The sequence below is a fragment of the Borrelia crocidurae genome (assembly GCF_000825665.2).
GTDB classification, from domain to species: domain Bacteria; phylum Spirochaetota; class Spirochaetia; order Borreliales; family Borreliaceae; genus Borrelia; species Borrelia duttonii.
Window position 1 is genome coordinate 130,374 of record NZ_LN609267.1, and the last position, 5,002, is coordinate 135,375.

Sequence of the window (5,002 nt, forward strand, 5' to 3'; positions counted from 1 at the left end):
CATGTAAATTCAAAATCTTACTTAATTTCTCTTTTATTTCTTATGTAATCAAAAAAGACCCCTATTTCTCCTTCAAAATCATTACAAACAATCAAATAATTATCTAAATTCATCATTTTTTATTTTATTCTTTATTTTCCTCACTCTTAGAAATATCAACTGTAAGAGAATCTTGACTAGGACTTTCAAATATCATTTTTCTAAGTTTATTTTCAAGTTCATTTGCAAGGGCTTTTTCCTTAAAAAGATACTCAATAACATTTTCTCTACCTTGTCCTAAGTTATCATCTCCCATAGCATACCAAGAACCTGATTTTTGAACCAAATTATATTTAATAGCAGCATCTAATATACTCGCCTCACGCGAAATACCTTTACCAAAATAAACTATAAGTTCAGCTTTACGAAAAGGAGGTGCCACTTTATTTTTAACAACCTTAACTCTTATCTTGTTACCAATAACATTATCCGAAGAACTGCCTATAACTTGCTCAACCTTTCTAACTTCAAGACGAAGGGAAGAATAAAATTTCAAAGCATTTCCTCCAGTAGTAGTCTCTGGACTACCAAAGACTAAACCAATTTTCATTCTTATTTGATTAATAAACATAATACAAGTATTAGATTTTGAAAGTATGGCTGTAATTTTCCTTAAAGCCTTACTCATAAGTCTTGCTTGAAGTCCAATTTGAGTATCACCCATCTCGCCATCAATTTCTGCTTGTGGCGTCAAAGCCGCAACAGAATCAACAACAATTAAATCAACTCCACCACTTCTAATTAAATATTCAGCAATATCAAGAGCTTGTTCTCCTGTATCGGGTTGACTAAGCCAAAGTTCATTAATATTAACACCCAAGGCCCTTGCATAAACAGGATCAAGAGCATGTTCAGCATCAATAAAAGCCGCAATTCCACCTGTCTTTTGAATCTCAGCAATTGCTTGAAGAGTTAAAGTAGTTTTACCAGAAGACTCAGGACCAAAAATTTCCACTACTCTACCTCTAGGATACCCACCAATACCAATTGCCTCATCAAGCAAAATAGAACCACTAGGTATGCTCTCTAAAAATTTTCCTACAGGAGATTCTCCCATTTTAATAAGACTTCCTTTTCCAAAATCCTTCTCTATTTGCATTCTAGCAAGTTCAATAGCTTTTTCTTTGTTCAATTTATTTTTCAAAGAATCATCCATTGGATCTTTTAATTTTGACATCTTATCTCTCTCAATTAATTTTGGCAGGCTCTATCTTCTTAACATAATATTGAAAATGAGTATTATTTATAACAAAATCAAGACTATCACCTTCCCGAGAATCTAACAAATTTTCTCCAAAAGGTGATTTATAAGATATAATACCTTCATCAGGATTTGATTCCCAAGGACCAAATATTAAATAAGACTCCTCTAGTTCCGTATCTTTATTAATCATAGTAACTTTCGTTCCAAATCCAACAACAGAACTTTGAAGTTCTTTAATATCAATAACCTTAGCAACATCTATTTCAGACATAAGAGTATTTAATCTCTTTGTTAAAAACTGTTGTCTCTCTTTTGCAGAATGATATTCTGCATTTTCTTTTAAATCACCAAGTTCACGTGCCTTACCAATTTCTTTCGAATTTTCTGGTATTTCTACATCTTTTAAATATTGTAATTCTTTTTGCTTTTTGCTAAGAGAACTTAAAATAGTTAAAAATCCTATCTCAACCTTATCTCCTGAAACTTGCATCTTCTCGTCTTCAAATTCAATATTACCAAATACAGTCCTTATTGCAGTTTTAATATGTATTAAATCTTTTGGCGGAAAATCTCTTATGTAAAAACAAGTCATATATATCCTCTTAGCAAGTTCCTCATCCATAACATTACTTAAAACAATACTAAGATATTTATCTTTAATTAAAAGATTACTTACCATCTTATAAATCCGCTTATTAGCAACAGAATTATTTTTATTATTAATCTTAATAACACTATCTGTTAAAATTTTAATCAAATTTACCAATAACTCTGCATCAGAATAATCTAAATTAAGAGAATAAGAAGTATAATGTTTTAAAATCCAAATATAAGCATCTTTATACATCTTATAATTCTTGGTAACATAATTAAAAAGATGTTCGGTTTCTTTTATATCTTCTTTATAAAGAGAATCAATTAATTTTTTATTCACATAACAAGGAAAAAGCTGCTTATAATAATCAACCCAATCAACCAATTCTTCTTTAATCAAAGATATCAATTCCTTTTTAATATCTGCATTCAAAATAGCATCAAAAAGATCAACTATACTCTTAGAATATTCCTTCAAGAGAACTTCTAAAGTAATATCTCTTTCAATATTAATTTTTAAAGCAATCTTATCATCAAAATTTTTTAAAGATTTAAGTATTACGTAAGAACTTATAACATAATGATCAACTTTTGCAAAATTATTAACATAAATCAAAAAATAATTTAACATTTCTTCTTCAATATGTGAATCTTTTACAATACCACCAGAAGTATAATAATGCATAAAAATTTCATATCTTTTATAAAAATCTTTTTCTACCTTAAATTTATCATAAATCTTTTCATTAAAATTAGAAGCTCGCTCATTATATATATAACAGTCAGCTTTTCCAGATGCCATAACAAAATGAGGATTATCTTTTAAAATTTGTTTAGCTTTCACACTCCATAAATTCCAAGCACTCTGAGTCATTAAACTTGGAACAAGTTCTCTTTTAATCCCTTTAAGATCAATCGACTTATAACTTTTAATAATTACTTTTAACGCCCATTCAATATCTCTCTTTAGATGCTCAACAAGCTCTTCTTTAGGTTTAATAGCCTTTAAAACTCTAATATCTTCCCTCTCAAGAGGAGATAAAGCAGATATAGCCATATCAAAACTAATAAAATGTCCGCGTTTAGATACAAAATCAACTAAAATACCCTGATCATTTACATCTTTAACTATTCCTACAAACCAAGTCTGATGATAAACAAAATTGCCTTTAGCAAAAAACAAATATTTTTCAAAATCAGAATAAACATCAACAAAATTTTTATCTAAATTTTCAATATCAGACTTTTCAAGATACTCTTCGATATTATTAACATCCTTATACTTTTCTCTTAAAAAAATCACTAAATTTTCTCTTGCTTTCTGATTTTTATTATCAAGTTTTAAAATTCCTTTTAAAATTTCTATTGTCTCATCGATATTGCCACTTACAGAATAATGTTCATACAAATCTTCATAAAGAACCACTACCTTTTTAAAACCAAGTTCTTTTTCAACTTTCTGAAGGATTAACAAAAAGGAATCAAAATCATCAGAGACATATCTTATTAACTTAGACCATATTTCTCTAATGCCTGACATTTGTTTTTTATCTATAAAACGATAAATAGCCTTTCTAAAAAAATATATTGATTTTTGCAAATCAACATTCTCATAATGAGTAGCAAGTTGTCTTACAAAAACAGTATCATCAACATCAGATTCAACAATACGCATCCAAATACTTGGCAACTTATCATTTTCATTATTTTGTGCATATATCTTTGCAAGTGTATAGAGTGCATGCTTATTCTCAGAAGTTAAAAGCATCTTGTGACATATATGCTCAACAAGAGACCACTTTAAGTTCTGAGAAAACAAATCTACAACTGTAAGCAAACTCATATCATTAAGTGGTCTTCTACTATATATAAGCATTCCTGAAATATAAAGACCAGCAATACTCTTCTTGATATCTTTTAAATGCTTACCACAAATATCCAAAGCTTCTTCTGTTAAATTTTCAGAAATTATATTATCTATTAACTCATCCAATTCCTTTATCTTAGCAAGAGAATAATTGTTAACAACTATTCTTGTCCATTTATCCTCTTGCAAGATATTATCTAATCTTTCTATAGTAATATTAGACATTCAACTCTCCTAATATCAATTTTATTAAAACCAATCTAATTGACATATTGCTGATATATTCCTATATCTATTTCTTTAATATAAGATAAAATTTCATCGATTCTAACACGATCTTCTTTTATCCTTACATAATGATCAATAAGCCAAAAATATTTATTAATAAGCCTTGGAAGCAATATGCTCTCATTTATTGATCTATAAGACTTTTCTTTAAGTTCATTACGCAAACTATAAACAGATTGCTTTAAATGACCAAGCTCAATAGGCCTCAATTCTCTTTTTATATTAAAAACACCATTAAGTGCACCATAAACAGGTATCCACTCTTTAATAAGAGTATCAGAAATATTTCTATCACTCTTAATAGCTTCTACTAATTTAAGTATCATTTCAGATTCAAGCGCATCTATATCGATCTTTTGAGGATTAATAAAAAAAGCTTCTCTAAACAATACCTTGGCTTCTTTAATCTCATCAATAAGAGCATAAGAATCAGCAAGCTCAGCAACCACATCTGCATTATCCTTTGCATCTCCCAATATTTGTAAAAAAACAGCTATAGCTCTCTCATAATTACCCATTCCTTTATAAGACTTAGCAATCTTTATTAAAATGTCTAGATTTTCTGGTTGTAACCTATATATATTTTGATATATATTCAAACATAACTGAAATACAAAATACTTAATTGAGTTACGCCCTTGAATAAAATCAAAATTCATTTTTTTTAAATATCTTCTAGCAAAATTATTCCATTCTCTTGTTAAAAATTCGGCCTTTTCATAATCCTTATCTATTCTATCAAGACTTTCAATTTGACCATTCCAATATACAGAACTCTTTAAAGCCGTCAAAATTTCAACATTGTCAAAATCAAGAGAATGCGCTTCTTCTGATTTCATCAAAGCTGTTTTAAAATCACCTTTTTTGAAACTTAAATAAATATCTTTGATTAATTCCGCGATTTTTTCTGATGACACATTCCTACCACTTTACAATATGTATAAATCCCAAACGACTTACATAATTATAACATTAATAAATTTTTAGTCAAACTAACATCCACTTAAAAC

At 28.4% G+C, this 5,002-nt stretch carries 3 protein-coding genes; all 3 read right to left on the minus strand.

Going from position 1 to position 5,002, the window contains the following annotated elements:
• Nucleotides 1–124 precede the first annotated feature (124 nt).
• The 3 genes from recA to BN1173_RS00700 are packed head-to-tail and all read right to left on the minus strand — an operon-like array spanning nt 125 to nt 4,909.
• Nucleotides 125–1,216 carry a recombinase RecA gene (gene recA, locus BN1173_RS00690; RefSeq protein WP_040235898.1) on the minus strand — a complete coding sequence of 364 codons (1,092 nt, stop codon included), beginning with the start codon at nt 1,214–1,216 and terminating at the stop codon, nt 125–127.
• A gap of 10 nt (nt 1,217–1,226) precedes the next feature.
• A complete protein-coding gene (gene greA / locus BN1173_RS00695) occupies nt 1,227–3,929 on the minus strand; it encodes a transcription elongation factor GreA (protein WP_040235899.1) in 2,703 nt (900 codons plus the stop codon).
• Nucleotides 3,930–3,964: 35 nt separating this feature from the next.
• Nucleotides 3,965–4,909: a tetratricopeptide repeat protein gene (locus BN1173_RS00700; protein ID WP_012537905.1), complete on the minus strand. Its 945-nt coding sequence runs from the start codon at nt 4,907–4,909 to the stop codon at nt 3,965–3,967.
• Nucleotides 4,910–5,002 lie beyond the last annotated feature (93 nt).